Annotated in this window: 16 protein-coding genes; 1 reads left to right on the plus strand and 15 read right to left on the minus strand. The window is 67.7% G+C overall.

Annotation, left to right across the window (positions count from 1 at the left end; all coding sequences use genetic code 11):
* Window positions 1-35: 35 nt before the first annotated feature.
* From pdxJ to AC1HFW_RS16305, 7 genes are all read right to left on the minus strand, one after another.
* Window positions 36-776 (minus strand): pyridoxine 5'-phosphate synthase, encoded by a 741-nt coding sequence (pdxJ, locus tag AC1HFW_RS16275; RefSeq protein WP_006390555.1) that lies wholly within the window; start codon window positions 774-776, stop codon window positions 36-38.
* Window positions 773-2,260: an efflux transporter outer membrane subunit gene (locus AC1HFW_RS16280; protein WP_061073753.1), complete on the minus strand. Its 1,488-nt coding sequence runs from the start codon at window positions 2,258-2,260 to the stop codon at window positions 773-775. Before AC1HFW_RS16280 ends, pdxJ begins: the two co-directional genes overlap by 4 nt.
* Window positions 2,257-5,478, minus strand: coding sequence for an efflux RND transporter permease subunit (locus AC1HFW_RS16285; protein WP_006390557.1), 3,222 nt, complete (start codon window positions 5,476-5,478; stop codon window positions 2,257-2,259). The genes AC1HFW_RS16280 and AC1HFW_RS16285 overlap by 4 nt, the downstream gene beginning before the upstream one ends.
* A 63-nt stretch (window positions 5,479-5,541) precedes the next feature.
* On the minus strand, window positions 5,542-6,813 hold the full coding sequence (locus tag AC1HFW_RS16290; protein WP_035359294.1) for an efflux RND transporter periplasmic adaptor subunit: 1,272 nt from the start codon (window positions 6,811-6,813) through the stop codon (window positions 5,542-5,544).
* A 294-nt stretch (window positions 6,814-7,107) separates the two neighbouring features.
* Entirely contained in the window at window positions 7,108-7,548 is a 441-nt protein-coding gene (locus AC1HFW_RS16295; protein ID WP_006390559.1) for a winged helix-turn-helix domain-containing protein, read from the minus strand.
* 154 nt (window positions 7,549-7,702) lie between these two features.
* Entirely contained in the window at window positions 7,703-8,899 is a 1,197-nt protein-coding gene (locus AC1HFW_RS16300) for a DUF3734 domain-containing protein (RefSeq protein ID WP_479284420.1), read from the minus strand.
* A gap of 28 nt (window positions 8,900-8,927) precedes the next feature.
* On the minus strand, window positions 8,928-9,533 hold the full coding sequence (locus AC1HFW_RS16305) for a DUF4136 domain-containing protein (RefSeq protein ID WP_116521201.1): 606 nt from the start codon (window positions 9,531-9,533) through the stop codon (window positions 8,928-8,930).
* Between the two features lie 200 nt (window positions 9,534-9,733).
* Here AC1HFW_RS16305 and AC1HFW_RS16310 point away from each other — a divergent pair, with 200 nt between their 5' ends.
* Window positions 9,734-10,528 carry a TOBE domain-containing protein gene (locus AC1HFW_RS16310; protein ID WP_116521202.1) on the plus strand — a complete coding sequence of 265 codons (795 nt, stop codon included), beginning with the start codon at window positions 9,734-9,736 and terminating at the stop codon, window positions 10,526-10,528.
* A gap of 89 nt (window positions 10,529-10,617) precedes the next feature.
* Here the strand turns inward: AC1HFW_RS16310 and AC1HFW_RS16315 are convergent, their stop codons facing one another.
* The 8 genes from AC1HFW_RS16315 to AC1HFW_RS16350 all read right to left on the minus strand — a co-directional run bounded on the left by AC1HFW_RS16315 (window position 10,618) and on the right by AC1HFW_RS16350 (window position 16,381).
* On the minus strand, window positions 10,618-11,304 hold the full coding sequence (locus AC1HFW_RS16315) for an ATP-binding cassette domain-containing protein (protein ID WP_006390563.1): 687 nt from the start codon (window positions 11,302-11,304) through the stop codon (window positions 10,618-10,620).
* The gene (gene modB, locus AC1HFW_RS16320; protein ID WP_116521203.1) at window positions 11,301-11,984 is read right to left on the minus strand and encodes a molybdate ABC transporter permease subunit; all 684 of its coding nucleotides are present in this window, start codon (window positions 11,982-11,984) and stop codon (window positions 11,301-11,303) included. Before modB ends, AC1HFW_RS16315 begins: the two co-directional genes overlap by 4 nt.
* A gap of 31 nt (window positions 11,985-12,015) precedes the next feature.
* Window positions 12,016-12,774: a molybdate ABC transporter substrate-binding protein gene (modA, locus tag AC1HFW_RS16325; RefSeq protein ID WP_006390565.1), complete on the minus strand. Its 759-nt coding sequence runs from the start codon at window positions 12,772-12,774 to the stop codon at window positions 12,016-12,018.
* Window positions 12,775-12,893: 119 nt separating this feature from the next.
* Window positions 12,894-13,244, minus strand: a complete 351-nt coding sequence (speD, locus tag AC1HFW_RS16330; RefSeq protein WP_479284424.1) for an adenosylmethionine decarboxylase — start codon at window positions 13,242-13,244, stop codon at window positions 12,894-12,896.
* On the minus strand, window positions 13,241-13,414 hold the full coding sequence (locus AC1HFW_RS16335) for a hypothetical protein (RefSeq protein WP_479284426.1): 174 nt from the start codon (window positions 13,412-13,414) through the stop codon (window positions 13,241-13,243). Before AC1HFW_RS16335 ends, speD begins: the two co-directional genes overlap by 4 nt.
* 3 nt (window positions 13,415-13,417) lie before the next feature.
* Entirely contained in the window at window positions 13,418-14,887 is a 1,470-nt protein-coding gene (locus AC1HFW_RS16340; RefSeq protein ID WP_479284428.1) for a DUF4178 domain-containing protein, read from the minus strand.
* A gap of 13 nt (window positions 14,888-14,900) precedes the next feature.
* On the minus strand, window positions 14,901-15,950 hold the full coding sequence (locus AC1HFW_RS16345) for an SPFH domain-containing protein (protein ID WP_479284430.1): 1,050 nt from the start codon (window positions 15,948-15,950) through the stop codon (window positions 14,901-14,903).
* A gap of 44 nt (window positions 15,951-15,994) precedes the next feature.
* Entirely contained in the window at window positions 15,995-16,381 is a 387-nt protein-coding gene (locus AC1HFW_RS16350; RefSeq protein WP_006390571.1) for a DUF350 domain-containing protein, read from the minus strand.
* Window positions 16,382-16,392 lie beyond the last annotated feature (11 nt).

A 16,392-nucleotide genomic window follows, 5' to 3' on the forward strand; every position in this document is an offset into this window, starting at 1 on the left:
CGCTGCGGCGTCGTGGAAAGGGATCGGGCCCGGGCTCAACGGCCGCGCAGCGCTTCCAGGCGGGCCTGCACCATCAGCGCCTTCATGTCGCGCACGGCCTTTTCCCAGCCGTCGAACACCGCCTGCGCCACGATGGCGTGGCCGATGTTGAGCTCGGAAATGCCGTCCAGCGCCGCCACCGGCTTGACGTTGCCGTAGTGCAGGCCGTGGCCGGCATTGACGCGCAGGCCGTGGCGCAGCCCTTCGGCCACCGCCACGCGGATGCGTTCGAGTTCGGCCAGGGCGGCCTCGCCCTCGGCTTCGGCGTAGGCGCCGGTGTGCAGCTCGATGACCGGCGCGCCCGCGCGGGCGGCCGCCGCGATCTGCGCCGGGTCCGGATCGATGAACAGCGACACGCGGATGCCGGCCTCGGCCAGCAGGCCGACCGCGTCCGACACCGCCGACAGCGCGCCCGCCACTTCCAGCCCGCCCTCGGTGGTCAGCTCGGTGCGCTTTTCCGGCACCAGGCAGACGTCATTGGGCTTGACCGCGCAGGCGATCTCCAGCATCTCGGGCGTGACCGCGCACTCCAGGTTCATGCGCGTGCGCAGTTGCGGCCGGATGGCGTAGACGTCGGCGTCCTGGATGTGGCGGCGGTCTTCGCGCAGATGCAGCGTGATCAGGTCGGCGCCGGCGTCTTCGGCGCGCAGCGCCGCCGCCACCGGGTCGGGATAGGCCGTGTGGCGCTGTTGCCGCAGGGTCGCGACGTGATCGATGTTTACACCAAGTTCTATCATTGCACTTTCGTTGTTTCTTCCCAGCCGCCGCCCAACGCCTTGTAGAGTTCCACACGGTTGATCAGCGCGGCCAGGCCGGTTTGCACCAGCGCGAGCTGGGCATTGAAAAAGTCCACTTGCGCGGTCTGCACCTGCAGGTAGCTGTCGACACCATTGGTATACCGCAGATTCGACAGTTCCAGGGTGCGCGCCGACGAATCCTGCAACGCGCGCTGGGCGTCCAGCTGCGCGCCGTAGGTGGCCTCGCCCGCCAGTGCGTCCGAGACTTCGCGGAACGCCTGCTGGATGGTCTGCTCGTACTGCGCCACCGCGATGTTGTCGCGCGCGCGGGCCAGGTTCAGGCCCTCGCGGATGCTGCCGCCCGCGAACAGCGGCGTCGTGATCGATGGCGAGAAGCTCCAGTAGCCCTGCCCGCCCTTGAACAGCGTATCCAGCGACGGGCTGGCCACGCCGAACAGACCGGTCAGCGAGATGGTCGGGAAGAACGCCGCGCGCGCCGCGCCGATGTTGGCGTTGGCCGACCTCAGGTTGTTCTCGGCGGCCAGGATGTCCGGGCGGCGCTCCAGCAGGTCGGACGGCAATCCGGCCGGCACCGTCGCCAGCAACTGGTCGCGGCCGAACGTCGCCGGCGCCGGCAGGTCCTCGGGCAACGGCGTGCCCAGCAGCAGCACCAGCGCGTTGACGGCCTGGGCCTGGGCCCGGGCCAGTTGCGCCAGGTCGGCCGAGGCCGTATCCAGCAGCGACTTGGACTGGTTCAGGTCCAGTTCGGACGCCACGCCGCCATCGAAGCGGCGCTTGACCAGGTTGTACGACTCCTGGCGCGAGGCCAGCGTGCGCTGGGTCAGTTCCAGCTGCACCTGAGCCGCGCGCAGGTTGAAGTACGACTGCGCCACCGCGCCGATCAGCGTGATGTGGGTGCTCTTTTGCGCCTGCTCGGTCGACAGGTACTGCTGGTACGCCGCTTCCGACAGGCTGCGCAAGCGGCCGAACAGGTCGATCTCGAACGTGGTCAGGCCGATGCCGGCCTGATAGGAACTGGTGACCGAACCGGCGCCCGGCTGGCGCATGTTCTCGGGGAAGCGCTGGCGCTGCCCCTGGATGCCGGCGCCGATGCTCGGCCATTGCGCGCCGCGCTGCACGCCGTACTGGGCGCGCGCCTCTTCGACGCGCTGCACCGCCACGCGCAGGTCGCGGTTATTGACCAGCGCCAGCTCGATCAGGCGCTGCAGGCGCGGGTCATGGAAGAACTCGCGCCAGCCCAGGTCGGCGGCGGCCGTGGCCGCCTGCGGCGCCACCGCGGACGCGGGCTGCGTGCCCAGCGTCATCGGATTGGCGTACGCGCCGTACTGCACCTTGGGCTGGTCCGGCCAATTGCCGGAAACCGGCGCATCGGGACGCTTGTAGTCGGGCGCCAGCGAGCAGCCGGCCAACGCCACCGCCACGAAGGCGGACAAGGCGGTCTGTTTGAACATCAGGGCGCTCATTCCTTGCCCTCCTGGCCACCGTTGGGTTGTGCGGGAGCGTCCGGCGGGGTCTGCCCCGCGGCCGCCTTCTTGGCCGCCTGCTCTTCCTCGAAGGCGCGCAGCTCGGCGCCCAGCAGGCGCGGCTTGGTCTTGAACAGGCCCAGCACCACGACGAAGAAGGTCGGTACGAAAATCACCGCGAACGGCGTGGCGGCCAGCATGCCGCCCAACACGCCCAGGCCCACCGCGCGCTGGCTGGCGGCGCCGGCGCCGGTGGCCATGGCCAGCGGCACCACGCCCAGGATGAACGCCAGCGAGGTCATCAGGATCGGCCGGAACCGCAGGCGCGCGGCTTCCACCGCCGCCTCGTACAGGCCCATGCCCCGCGCGTACTGGTCCTTGGCGAATTCCACGATCAGGATGGCGTTTTTGGCCGCCAGCCCGATCACGGTCACCATGCCCACCTGGAAGTACACGTCGTTGGACATGCCCAGCGCGCTGACCAGCGCCACCGCGCCCAGCATGCCCAGCGGCACCACCAGCATCACCGAGATCGGGATGGCCCAGCTTTCATACAGCGCGGCCAGCACCAGGAACACCACCAGCAGCGACAAGCCCATCAGGATCGGGGCCTGGTTGCCGGCCTGGCGTTCCTGGTAGGACAGCCCGGTCCACTCGTAGCCGAAGCCCTGCGGCAGCTGGCCCACCAGCTTCTGCATTTCCTCCATGGCCTGGCCGGTCGTGTAGCCGGCGGCGGCGCTGCCGCCGATCCGCATGGATTCATAGCTGTTGTAGCGCACCACCTGCACCGGACCCTGCGACCACTTGGCCGTGACGAAGGTCGACAGCGGCACCATGCCGCCCTGCACGTTGCGGGCGTTCAGCTTGAGCACGTCCGACAGCTGCATGCGGTACGGCGCATCCGCCTGCACCCAGATGTTCTGCATCCGGCCCAGGTTGGGGAACTTGCTCAGGTAGGCCGAACCGACGGCGGTGGAGATCAGCGAGGCGGCCTCGTCGAAGTTCACCCCCAGCGCGGCGGCCTTGTCGCGGTCGATGTCCAGGGTCAGCTGCGCGCCGGCCGACAGGCCGGTAATGCGTACCTGCGACAGCACCGGGCTCTTCATGGCCATGCCCATCAGCTGGCCGGTGGCCGCGGCCAGCGCATCGGTGCCGGCCGAACCGCGGTCCTGCAGGCGCAGGTCGAAACCGGTGGCGTTGCCCAGCGACGAGATCGCCGGCGGCACCAGGGTGAAGACCATGGCGTCGTGCACGCCCATCAGCTGCTTCTGGAACGCATTGAACGCAATGGCGCCGGCCGAATCGCCCTTGCCCTTGCGGTCCTTGAAGTCCTTGAGCGTGGTGAAGGCGATGGCTGCATTCAGGCCGTTGCCGTTGAAGCTGAAGCCCTGCACCGTGATGATGTTCTCGACCGCGGGAATCTGGCGGAAGTAGGCCTCGACCTCTTCGATCACCTGCACCGTGCGGTTGGCGCTGGCGCCCGTGGGCAGCTCGATGTTGCTGATGACGTAGCCCTGGTCTTCTTCCGGCAGGAACGAGGACGGCAGGCGCAGGTACAGCCAGCCCAGCAGGATCACCAGCACCAGGAAGGCCAGCATCATGCGGCCGCCCTTGTGCAGCATGCGCGAGACCCAGTTCTGGTAGCCGTGCGTGGTGGCGTCGAACTTGCGGTTGAACCAGCCGAAGAAACCCTTCTTGTCGTTGTGGTGTCCCTTGGGCACCGGCTTCAGGATGGTCGCGCACAGCGCCGGCGTGAAGGTCAGCGCCAGCAGCGCCGAGAAGAAGATCGACACGGCCATGGCCACCGAGAACTGGCGGTAGATCACGCCCACCGACCCGCTCATGAAGGCCAGCGGCAGGAACACCGTCACCAGCACCAGCGTGATGCCGATGATGGCGCCGCTGATCTGCGGCATGGCCTTCTTGGTGGCTTCCTTGGGTGGCAGCCCTTCGGTCGCCATGATCCGCTCGACGTTCTCGACCACCACGATGGCGTCGTCCACCAGAATACCGATGGCCAGCACCATGGCGAACATGGTCAGCACGTTGATCGAGAATCCCAGCCCCAGCATCACCGCGAACGACCCCAGCATGGCCACCGGCACCACCAGCGCCGGGATCAGGGTGTAGCGCACGTTCTGCAGGAACAGGTACATCACCAGGAACACCAGCACCATGGCTTCGGCCAGTGTGTGCAGCACCTGCTCGATCGAGACCTTGACGTACGGCGCGGTGTCGTAGGGGATGGCGTAGGTGATGTTGCCCGGGAAGTACTTGGACAGCTCGTCCATCTGCTGGCGCACGCCCTGGGCGGTGGCCAGCGCGTTGGCGTCCGGCGACAGCACGATGGCGAAGGCCGCCGTCGGCTTGCCGTTCAGGCGGGCGCCGAACTGGTAGTTGTCGGCGCCGACCTCGATGCGGGCGACGTCGCGCAGCAGCACCTTGGAGCCATCGGTGTTGGCGCGCAGCACGATCTTGCCGAAGCCTTCGACGGTGCTGAGCTGGCCGTTGGCCACCACGGTGGCGGTGATGCGCTGCGATTCGGGGTTGGGCGGCGCGCCGATGCTGCCGCCGGACACCAGCACGTTCTGCGCGGCGATGGCCTGGTTGACCTCGGCCATGCTCAGGCTGAAGCCGACCAGCTTGGCCGGGTCGACCCAGATGCGCATGGCGCGCGGCGCCGCGAACAGCTGGAACTGGCCCACGCCGGACACCCGCGACACCGGGTTCTGGATGTTGCGGGTGATGTAGTCGGCCAGCGCCGTCTGGTCGAGCGAGCCGTCGGTGGACGACAGCGTCACGATCATCAGGAAGCCGGTACTGGTCTGCTCGTACTTCAGGCCCTGCTGCTGCACCGCGGAGGGCAGCTGGGCGATCACGTTGGACACGCGGTTCTGCACGTCCACCTGCGCCAGGTCGGGATCGCGGCCGGGCGCGAAGGTGGCGGTGATGGTCGAGGTGCCATAGGAATCGCTGACCGACTCGTAGTAGATCAGGCCCTTGGCGCCGTTGAGCTTGTCCTCGATGATACTGGTGACCGATTCGGCTACTTCCTTGGCCGACGCGCCGGGATAGGTCGCGGTGATGGTGATGGCCGGGGGCGCCACGTCGGGATACTGCGATACCGGCATGTTGGGGATGGCCAGCACCCCCGCCAGCAGGATGAACAGGGCGACTACCCAGGCGAAAATTGGTCGATCAATAAAAAATTGCGGCATGTGGGCTGACTCTGAAAGCGATGCTCACCAAAGAGGAACGCAGCGCGTTGCGCTGCGAGCCGCTTACGATTTCTGGCCGGCGGCCGGGGCCTGCTGCGCCGGCTTGGCGGGGTCCGCGGGCTTGGCCGCGGGATCCGCCGGCTTGGCGCCAGGCTGTGCCGGCGGCTGACCGCCCGCGGCGGGCGCGCCGCCCGCCTTGTCCTTGTTCCAGGGACTGGCCTGCACCGGGGCGCCGGGACGGATCTTCTGGAAGCCCTCGACCACGACCACGTCGCCGGCCTTCAGGCCGCTGGTGATGAGCCAGTCGTTCTTGATGGCGCCGCCGGTGGTCACGGGCAGCTGTTCGATCTTGTTGTCCTTGACCAGCATCAGGCTCTGCGAACCGTCGGCGGTGCGTTGCAGCGCCTGCTGCGGCACCATCAGGGCCTGATCGTCCACGCCCTGCTCCAGGCGCACGCGCACGTACATGCCGGGCAGCAGGATGCCGTCGGGGTTGGGGACTTCGGCGCGCAGGTTGACCTGGCCGGTGCTGGGATCGACCGTGATGCCGGTGAACAGCAGCTTGCCCGGCTTGTCGTATTCGGAACCGTCTTCCAGCACCACGGTGGCGCGGGCGGCGTCCTTGCCGACCTGCTGCAGCTTGCCGCTGGCGAAGGCGCGGCGCAGCGCGGCCAGGTCGGCGGTGGACTGGGTGAAGTCCACGTAGATCGGGTCGAGCTGCTGCACGGTCGCCATCTGCGTGGCCGAGGTCGCCTCGACCAGCGCGCCCTCGGTCACCAGCGGCTTGCCGATGCGGCCCGTGATGGGCGAGGTGACATCGGTGTAGCCGAGGTTGATGGAGGCGTTGTCCTGCGCCGCCTTGGCCGCGGCCACGGTGGCGTCGGCCTGGCGGTAGGCCGCCACGGCGTTGTCGTATTCCTGCTTGCTGACGGCGTTGGCCTTGACCAGCGGCGCGTAGCGGTCGGCCAGCAGCTTGGCGCTGAACAGGTTGGCCTGCGCCTGCTTGAGCTGCGCGGTGGCCTGATCGTAGGCGGCCTTGTAGGGCGCCGGATCGATCTTGAACAGCAGCTGGTTTTCCTTGACGTCGCCGCCCTGCTCGAAGGCGATCTTCTGGACGATGCCGGTGACCCGCGAGCGGATCTGGGCATCGCGCACCGCGTCGACGCGGCCGGGCAGTTCGGAGATGATGGGTGTGCGTTGCGGCTGCACCGTGATGACGCTGACCTGCGGCATGCCGGGGTTCATTTGCGGCTTTTCACCGCAACCCGCCAACAACAGCGCGAGGACGCCGCCGGAAAAAGCCAGACCTGAGACACGTTTAGGCGAAAACCGCATTGAAACCCCCGCGAAGTTAACCGCGTCAAGCGACCGCAACAATGTAACGGCGTCTGCTGACCGCCGTGTCCGGTTGCCGAAGGGCGGCCTTGGGTTTGCGCGGCCGTGTCCGACCGCCGTATTTGACCGCAATACGTGATTGCGATCAAAGCAAAATCCTGCGCCCCGCCACTGACACGTGAATAGCCCGTTAATGTAACTCAGTTATTGGGGAAATCACTGATTTTCACGACGGCGCGCGACACGAAGCGCGGCGTAAAACAAACGGATCCGGGGAAAATCCGTTCACCGCGATCACACGTCGGCAACCTCTTGCAGATTGCCCAGGAATACGTAGCCCACGCCGTGCACCGTATGCAGCGGCAGGCGGCCACCGGCCTGGCGCACCTTGCGGCGCAGGCGGCAGATCGCCACGTTCAGGGCGCGCAGGTTGGTGCTCTGGCGCGGCAGCATCAATTCCTCGCGCAGCACCGCGAGTTCTTCGCGCAACAGCTCCTTGCGCGGATTGCGCAGCAGGCACTGGAAGCAGGCGCGCTCGACCTCGGTCAGGTCCAGGCGCGTGCCCTGCGGCGTCAGCAGGGTCCAGCCGTGGTACAGCAGGCTCCACCAGCCATCGAGCCGGACCGGGAAGGCGCCGTCCGCCGCTTCGGCCGGCGTGGCGGGCGCGGCGGCGCCGGGAACCGCGGCCGCGGACTGCGGGCCACGGACGGGGGATTGGGGGAAAGCGATGGTCATGTCGGCGTCTCCACCGGGCGCGGGCGCAGCGCGGAAGACGGCGGCCCGGACCCGGAACAAGGTTTCAAGTCTTGCCGAAAGACTACCGTTGCTGACGCCGTTGTGCGGCGGGTTTCCCCTGGAATCAGACGGATCCCACCAGCCCCGCCGCGCCTCAGGCGGTGTGCTTGCCGTTGCGGTGGATGTCGTGGGCCACGAAGCAACTGTCCTGGGTGGGACGCGCCAGGATGCCCGGCTTGGCCAGCGTCTGGCGGATGTCGGCCAGCCCCGACTCCCAGTGCTCGCGCATGGCCTCGGTGCCGAACTCGTAGTCCTTGGAGAAGCGCTCGCGGTGCTTGGACTCGTAGATCAGGTTGATGATGTTGGTGGCCGGGGTCTTGGCGAGGCGGCGGATTTCCGCCAGATCGGGCGCGCCGCGCTCCGCGTCGGGCAGGCGTTCCAGCAGTTGCTGCAGGCCATGGCGCAGCTTGAGCACGCGCCGCAGCTGGTCGGTGACCATGCGGGTCCGGCTGGAATACTGGATGTCCTTCTGGCGCTCGGCCACTTCCTCGAGCGTGGTCGGCAGCCAGCCGCGCGCGGGCCACAGGTCGACCTGGAAAGCGAGCGTGTCGCGCATCGTGTCGCTGGTCAGCACCTGCGCCAGCGGCGTGTTGGACACCACGCCGCCGTCCCAGTAATGCTCGCCGTCGATCTCCACCGACGGGAAGCCGGGCGGCAAGGCGCCGGAGGCCATGATGTGCTCGGGCCGCAGGGTGTCCTTGAGGCTGTCGAAATAGGCGAAATTGCCGCTGCGCACGTTGACCACGCCAAAACTGGCGCGCACCGCGCCGGAATTGAGCAGATCGAAATCCACGTACTCGCGCAACGTCGCGGCCAGCGGCGTGGTGTCGTAGAAGCTGGTGGACGCCGCGCCCTTGCCGTGCACCCAGTATGGCGGCGGAAAGCGCGGCTTGAAAAAGCCCGGCTGCCCCGAGAACAGCGCCTGGAAGGCCGACAGCTGGCCGTTCATGGCGGGCGAGCCGAAGCCGAACGGGATGCCCTCGAACATGCCGGCCAGCGTGTCGCCCCAGGGAACGGAGGCGAACCCCGTCGGCCGGCAGATGCTTTCCCAGAAACCGCGCAGCCGCTCGATGCGCTCGTCCTCGCGCGACCCGGCGATGATCGCCGCGTTGATCGAGCCGATCGAGATGCCGGAGATCCAGTTGGGGCGGATGCCGGCCTCGTGCAGGCCCTGGTAGACCCCCGCCTGGTACGAGCCGAGGGCGCCGCCGCCCTGCAGCACCAGGGCCACGGTATCGTAGGACGGCGTGGCGCCGGTATCGGAAGACGCGGGTTTGCGGCGGGTGCTCATGCGGGGTTCCTTGTAGTTTGAACAGGCCCTAGGGCTTGGGCTTGCTCTTGTCCGGCAACTGCGGCGCGGCAACGCCGGCGCGGAACGGATACTGGGAGAAGACCTGGGCGACCGCCTTCTCGATGCTCTGCGGCGAGGTCGCGGCCTCGGGATCGCGGACTTCGCCGACCGCGACGCCCTCCCACACCAGTTGCTTGCGGCGCGGATCGACCAGGTCGATGTTGAGGGTGCCCTCGGTGTATTGGTAGACGGTGTCGTTCCAGCCGTAGCCGGGCCAGCCTCCATAGAAACCACTGCGATAGCCGTAGTACGGCCCCATCGGCGGCGGCGGGGCCTGGCTCACCTCGGTCTTTTGCTGCAGCTTGCCATTGAAGTTGACCAGCAGGTCGGGGTTGGCGGCAGCGTAGACATAGCCGCGCATTTCCATCTGGCCGCGGGTGGCGTCCTTGAGCCGCTCGGTCAGCAGGGTGCTGTAGCCGGCCTTGTCGGTGCCCAGCGGCGACATATAGCCGAAGGTCCGGTAGCGCGAGAAATCCGCCTGATGGTCGTAATCGCTTTTGACGGTGGGGCCCGATGCGCAGGCCGCCAGCAGTGCCGCCATGGAACCCGATGCCAGCATTTTCAGCGCTTTCATGTCGATCTCCAAGAAGCGGGGCCGCGAGCCGGCCCCCCGATGTCAACACCCATCAACACATCCTGAGCGCGTCCATAGTGCCGCGAAGCGGATAAAGTTTCAACAGCATCTCATTCTCATCGGATATATCTCAAACGACGGCGGCGCGGGCTCCATTACACTCGGGGGTTACTTCCAGACCCTGACCACACCTGATACCGATGTTGGAACTCGACGGCTCGATTTGGTTTCGTTCCGGCGCCCAGAACTGGGGCGGCAAGAACCGCATAGACCTGCTGGCGCAGATCGACGCCACCGGCTCGATCACGGCCGCCGCGCGCGCGGTCGGCATGAGCTACAAGGGCGCCTGGGACGCCATCGACGCCATGAACAACCTGGCGGGCGAACCGCTGGTGTTGCGCGCGGCCGGTGGCAAGGGCGGCGGCGGCACGCGCCTGACCGACCGGGCGCGCGGCCTGATCGCGACCTTCCGGGCGCTCGAGTCCGAACACCGCAAATTCATGGAAAACCTGGCGCGCGCCGGCCTGGACGCCAGCGGCGACATCGACTTGATGAGGCGATTTATGTTGAAAACCAGCGCACGCAACAAACTCATGGGCACCGTGATGGAAGTCCGCACCGGGGCCGTCAACGACGAAATCCTGCTGCGCATCGCCGGCGGCCAGGTCATTACGGCCACCATCACCCGCGAAAGCACCCAGGAACTGGAACTGGCGCCCGGCAAGGAAGCGCTGGCGCTGGTCAAGGCCTCGTCGGTGATCGTCGGCGCGCCCGGCCCCGGCCTGCGGCTGTCGGCCCGCAACCAGTTGCCCGGCACCATCACGGCGGTGCGCACCGGCGCGGTCAACAGCGAGATCCTGATCGGGCTGGAAGGCGGCACCACGCTGGTGGCGATCGTCACCAACGAAAGCGCGCAGGACCTGGGACTGGGCGAAGGCGCCGAAGCGGTCGCCATCTTCAAGGCCTCGAGCGTGATCCTGGGCGTGCTGGACTGATTGCGGCCCGCCGCGGCCAGGCGCCCGCCCGGCGCGGCATGCTTCCTCGGGCGGCAGCGGCATTCACGCCCTGAATGCCGCCCCGGCCTTCACACGCCCACGTCCTCGTCGCGGCGGCGCACCTTGCCCTCGCGCACTTCGAAAACCTCGTCTGCCAGCGCCTCGACATCGGCCGGATCGTGCGTGATCAGCAGCATCGGCACGTCCAGCTGGCGTTGCAGCGTGTTCAGTTCCTGGCGCATCTTGCCGCGCAGTTGCGAATCCAGCGCCGAGAACGGTTCGTCCAGCAGCAGGATTTCCGGCTTGAGCATCAGCGCGCGCGCCAGCGCCACGCGCTGCTTCTGGCCGCCCGAGATCTCGTGCGGATAGCTGCCCACGATGGCGCCCAGCTCGAAGGCGTCGACCCAGCGCCGCGCCTCGGCCGACACGGCCCGCCGCGGCGGATTGAGCCAGCCGCGGCGCGAACCGAAGGCGATGTTCTGCGCCACCGTCAGGTGCGGGAACAAGGCGTAGTCCTGGAACAGGTAGGCCACGCGGCGGGCCTGCGGCGCGACGCTGACGCGGGCGTCGGAATCGAACAGCACCCGCCCGTTGACCTCGATGCGGCCGGCATCGGGCCGCAACAGGCCGGCCACCGCGCGCAGCGTCAGGCTCTTGCCGGCGCCCGACGGCCCGAACAGCGCGATGCGCTTGGAGGCCGACGAAAACGCCACGTCGAGCGAAAAATGCCGGTCGCCGGACACCATGTTCTTGCGAATGCGCAGATCGACGCTCATTGCCCGTCTCCGCCGCGCCGGCCGCGGATCGGCACCAGCTTGCCGGCCGCCAGCAGCACCAGGATGCAGGTAATCGACGTGACCATCACCAGGAAATTGGCGGTGGCGTCGTCGCCCGCCTGCACCGCCTCATAGATGGCGACCGACAGGGTCTGGGTGCGGCCCGGCAGGTTGCCGGCGATCATCAGGGTGGCGCCGAACTCGCCCAGCGCGCGGGCAAAGGCCAGCAGCACGCCGGCCACGATGCCGCGCGCCGCCAGCGGCAAGGTCACGCGGAAGAACACGCCTGCCTCGCACACGCCCAATACCCGGGCCGCGCTTTCCAATTGGGGATCGACGTTCTCGAAGGCGGCGCGGGCCGACTTGAAAACCAGCGGGAAGGCCACCACCGACGCGGCGATGACCGCGCCCTGCCAGGTGAAGACCAGCTCGATGCCGATTTCAGCCAGCTTTTCGCCCAGCACGCCGCGGCGTCCCAGCAGCACCAGCAGGTAATAGCCCAGCACCGTGGGCGGCAGCACCAGCGGCAGGGTCAGGATCGCATCCAGCAGGTCCCGCCCCGGCCAACGCCAACGGGACAAACCGTAAGCGGCCGCGGTGCCGGCCACGGTCGCCAACAACGTTGCCCAGCCCGCCACTTTCAGGGTAAGCAGCAGGGGCACCCATACTGGATCGCTCATCACTGACCGCGATTGAATACCGGCCGCGGCCTCAGGGCTTCTGGAAGCCGTAGCGCGACAGGATTTCCTGTCCGGCGGGCGACATCACGTAGGCCACGAAGCTCTTGGCTTCCTTGGCGGCGGTGTCACGCGCCGTCACGGCGATGGGATAGGTGACCGGCGTCTGCGACGGCACGCGCACCGCGACCTTGACCTTGTCCGGCATCACGGCGGCGTCGGTGGCGAACACGAAGCCCGCGTCCACTTCGCCGCGCGACACGTAGTCCAGGCTCTGGCGCACGTTCTGCGCCAATACGCTCTTGGCCTGCACCGCGTCCCACAGGCCGGCGGCCTGCAGCGCGCCCTGCGTATAGCGGCCCACCGGCACCGAGGCCGGGTTGCCGTAGGCGATGCGCTTGACGTCGTCGCGCGTCAGGTCCTTGAGCGCGGTGATGTTGGCCTTGCTGTCGGTCGGCACGATCAGCACGATCTGGTTGGCGGCGAAATCCACCCGCGATTCGGGCTTGACGGCCTTTTCCTCGACGGCCTTGTCCATCGCCTTCTGGTCGGCGGACGCGAACACGTCGGCGGGCGCGCCCTTGACGATCTGCTGCAGCAGCACGTCGGAAGCGCCGAAGTTCAGGATGACCTTGGTGCCGGCATGCTCCTTCTCGTACGCCTGGGCCACGTCCTTGAACGCGTTGGTCAGGCTGGCGGCGGCGGACACGACCAGGTCGCCGGCGTGGGCGCTGGGACCCCAGACGGCGGCCAGGGCCAGCGATACCGCCAGGATCGGGTGTTTGCGGAACATGAATCTCTCCTCGGACAAGATCAATCTCGGTAACGAAATATATATAGGTATATAACGCTCGTCAATTTGCCGCGAACGGCCGGCTTGCGCCAGATCAACGCCAAAAGGGAAAGCGGCGCTCAGCCGCGCTCGACCGTGGTGACGCGCACCGTGTCCGGACCCAGCGCGGTCCGCAGGCGCTCGAGCGCCAGTTCGGGGCGGGCGGCCCCGCACATGAAGATGTCCAGCGCCGCGAACTGGTGCTCGGGCCAGGAATGCACGCTGATGTGCGACTCGCTCAGCATGACCACCCCGGTCACGCCCGCGCCTTCGCCGAAATGGTGGAAGTGCGCGCCCAGCACCCGCGCCCCGGCGGCCTCGGCGGCCAGGATCAGTTCGCGTTCGAGCGCCCGGGCATCGGCCAGCAGGCTCGCGGACACGCCGCGGAAATCGGCCAGGATGTGGCGGCCGGGCGTCGCGTGCGGCGTCACTTGTGCGATCCGCCCGATGACCAGCCCGAGCTGCCCGAAGAACCGCCGCCCCAGCTGCTGCTGCTGCCACTGCCGCCGCCGCCGCTGGTGAAGCGGGCGCCGGGAGAGCTGGCGCCGGTGGCGGCCATGACCACGATGACGGCGTAGATCGCGTAGATGAACTTGCCCATGCCTCAGTCGTCCTTTGCCGAGATCTTGTCCGCGAGGCTGGCCGGCAGCCACAGGAAGGCCAGGCCGATCACGAGCGGCAGGATGCGGCCGCTGAAGATGTTGCCCATGTTGAGGAATCCCATGGCGATGGTGGCGAACCAGGCCCACTTGCGGTAGCCGCCGCCCGCGGCCGCCCGTGGCATCGCCTTCTGCCTGGCCAGCTCGGGATTGCCGAACCATTCCGCCAGTTGCGCCGGCGCCACCGGCGCCGAGGCCGACCAGCCCAGCTCGGCCGGCCCCTGCTCGCGGGTCAGCTTGAGGTTGCCGGCCTTGAAGTCGGTGATCTTGGTGCTGTCGCCAACCTTGACGCGCCAGTTGAAGGCGCCCAGCGCCAGGTCGACGCGCGAGGTGTAGTCGTACAGCTTCTGGTACAGCTTGGACCGCCAGCGCACGCTGGTGGCGTTGTTGTAGCTGGGCCAGGTGTCGCAGACCTGCACGCGCTCCCAGCCCTCGTCCGTTTCCACCAACCAGATGAAGCCCTTGGCCGGGTTGAACAACAGGTATTCGATCCAGTCCGACGGCTCCTCGGGATCCGGGTCGGCGCACTTCATCAGGCCGATCAGGGTGAAGACCGCGCCATCGATCCGGGCGGTGGCGCCCAGCGCCAGCGTGGTCTTGATGGCCTTGACCTTGCGCGCCTTCTCGATGACCTCGGCGGTGTCGCCGGCGCAATCGACCGTGGCCGCGCACGACGGGCACACCACCTGGGTCGCCATGGCGGCGACGAAGCTGATGGGCGCGCCGCAGCTGGGGCAATCCAGCGCCTTGATCTGGCCGCGGAAACGGCCGGCGGTTTCCTCGACCTGCTCGTTCGGGCGCAGCGAGGCCGCCTGCATGCCCGCCAGGTCGAAGGCCTTGCCGATATAGAGCTCGGGTTCGGGGCCGTCGGAGAAGTCCAGCGTCAGGAACGCATCCAGGCTGCGGAAGTCGGCGACCTTGGCCTCCCAGCCGTCGCCCGGCACGAACGGCAGCTCACCCTGCGCGCCCCCGGCGCGGCAGCGGCGCACGTCCGAGGCCGTGAAGCGCTGGCCGTCCAGCTTCATGTCGTCGCCGGGCGAGATGTCGGCGAACGCCGGCAGGCCCTGCACCGTCTTGGCCTTGCGGCGGCGGGTGATGGCGTACTGGCCTGAGGCGTCCGACAGCCAGCCATCGGAGCCGTCGTCGAACCACAGGTACCACTCGTTCCAGAAGCCGTCTTCGTAGCGCAGCTGGATGCGGCCGATCAGGTCGAAGCGCTTGCCTTCGAACTGGCCGGCGGCGCCCAGGCACAGCGGCGAATAGTCTTCCAGCACATCGGCCGTCTCGCCGATGCGCTTGACCGACTCGGCATCCTTGAGCAGCGTGCTGCGGCAGGCGCCGCAAACCGCCATGACCGATGCCGTGGAGGTGAACTTGACGGGCGCTCCGCACTGCGGACACAGGACCTGCTGCATGGGCGTTCGGCGCTCAGCTGGTGAGTTTCTTCAGGACTTCCGCCTTGGCCGTGTCGTAGTCGGCCGACGTGATCAGGCCCTTGTCGAGCAGATCCTTGAGCTGCTGCAGGCGCTGCACCGGATCGCCGCCGCCGGATGCCGGCGCGGCGGCCGCCGCACCCGCCGCGGCGCCGGCCGTCGCGGCTCCCGCCGCCGGCTGGCCCGGGGCCACGCCCAGTCCGGCCGCCATGGTCTGGCCCAGCGCCGCGCCGGCCGCCAGGCCCGCGCCGATGCCGGCGATGCCGCCTTCGTTCTGCGCCGCCAGCGGAATCGAGGTGGCGGTCTGGTACTGGGTGAACTTGCCCAGGTCGCCCGCCATGCCCATCGAGATCCGCGTGTCCAGCGCCTTCTGCAATTCTTCCGGCAACGACACGTTCTCGACCGTGAAGTTGTCGAGTTTGACGCCGTAGCGGTCGAACACCGGGCCGAGCTGCTCGCCGATGCTCTGCGACATCAGGCCCTGGTTGCCGGCGATGTCCAGGAACGGCACCTTCGAGCCGCCCAGCGCGGTCGTCATGGCCGCGACCACCATGTTGCGCAACTGCGCTTCCAGGTCGTCGACGGTGTAGACGTCGCGCGTGCCGCTGATCTCGCGGTAGAACTTGGCCGGGTCGGTGATCTGGTACGAATACACGCCGAAGGCGCGCAGCCGCACCATGCCGAATTCGCTGTCGCGCAGCGTCACCGGCTGCGCCGTGCCCCAGCGCCGGCCCAGCTGCAGGCGGGTGCTGAAGAAGATCACGTCCGACTTGAAGGGCGACTCGAACAACTTGTCCCAGTTCTTCAGGTACGTCAGCACCGGCAGGGTCTGGGTGGTCAGCTTGTACATGCCGGGGCCGAACACGTCGGCCACCTTGCCTTCGTTGACGAACACCGCCATCTGCGACTCGCGCACCGTCAGGCTGGCGCCGTACTGGATTTCAAAATCCTGCATCGGATGGCGCCAGGCCAGCACGCCGTCGCCGTCCTCGTTCCATTGCAGGATGTCGATAAACTGCTTGCGGATAAATGAACCGAGACTCATGGCTAGTTCTCCTGTGTCAGATACGAATCAGCGCGCCCGGCGGCTCAGGTGAGGCAGGCGGCGTTGACCACGCCGGCGGCCAGCGAGATCGATCCGATCAGGCCGCCCATGGCGATGTTGTTTTCCTCGATGGCTTCGTTCAGGCCGCGGATGGCGCGCGCCACCACGGCGTAGACCACCAGTTGCACCACCATGGCGGCCACGCCCCAGACCAGGAACATGACGAAGCTCGCATGAATGGCGATGCTGGAGCAGAGGGTGAAGGAAAAGCCCACCAGCGCGCCGCCGTACGACAGCACCGCGGCAATGTTGCCCTGGCGGATCAGCTCGAATTCCTTGTAGCGCGTCACCGTGGTGTAGACCGCGGTGAAAATGCCCAGCATCACCAACGCCGAAACGATGTAGATCAGATAGGTCACGGCCGGATGCATTGCTTCTCCCA

The organism is Achromobacter sp. ISS7, from assembly GCF_056523125.1.